This window comes from Psychrobacter sp. MF31, assembly GCF_012847335.1.
Taxonomy (GTDB): domain Bacteria; phylum Pseudomonadota; class Gammaproteobacteria; order Pseudomonadales; family Moraxellaceae; genus Psychrobacter.
Window position 1 is genome coordinate 1 of record NZ_JABBDX010000022.1, and the last position, 771, is coordinate 771.

At 43.7% G+C, this 771-nt stretch carries 1 protein-coding gene; it reads right to left on the minus strand.

Annotation, left to right across the window (positions count from 1 at the left end):
* A protein-coding gene (locus HF322_RS11545) for an IS5 family transposase (RefSeq protein WP_219848225.1) occupies positions 1-751 on the minus strand; the annotation gives its coding sequence in 2 pieces (ribosomal slippage) (positions 1-544 and positions 544-751; 752 coding nt annotated over the 2 pieces). This gene is flagged as partial in the annotation.
* Positions 752-771: the final 20 nt, after the last annotated feature.

The following is a 771-nucleotide window of genomic DNA, read 5'->3' on the forward strand; positions in this document are numbered from 1 at the left end:
CAATTCATCTTACAATGAACGATAGTACACGCCAGATAAAGCATTGACTTAAAATTACGAGCTAACTTCTCATAACGAGTAGCGATACTACGAAAATGTTTGAGCCTTGCAAACATATTCTCTACTAAATGACGTAGTTTGTATAAATAGCTATCAAATTCTGGATTAGGTGCTTTAGCATTGCTTCTTTTGGGGATTATAGGGATCATATGATGGCTTCGCGCTTTGTCTCTAATAGACTCTGAGTCATAGCCCTTATCAGCAATAAAGTAGTCCGCCTGCCCAATCATGTCAATCAATTCACCTGCAATTTGACTGTCGTGGACGTCACCCCCAGTGATTTTAAAATGGAGCGGATATCCATCGGCATCACAGGATAGGTGTATCTTTGTAGTTGCGCCGCCACGGCTTCGTCCAATTGCTCGATCTTCACCACGCCGAGCTCCACTTGCATGCTGGTGACAGCGAACATAGCTTCCGTCTGTGAATACCCATTCCGTATCAGTTTCTTTGCGTAAGCTAAAAAAAAATTCTCCCATAACCCAGTTTTCGACCATCGATTAAAGCGACTATAAGCTGTTTGCCACGTACACAATTCTTTAGGTATGTCTCGCCAAGGCGCGCCTGTGCGTAGCTTCCATAGTATGGCTTCCATGACCTCTCGACTGTTTTGAGTTTGATAGCAGCCATGCTGTGTCATTGTTGATTGCAATTGTTCCCAAAGCGTATCTGTTAGGGCTGTTCTCGCCATGACTCGTATTTCTCGCATCA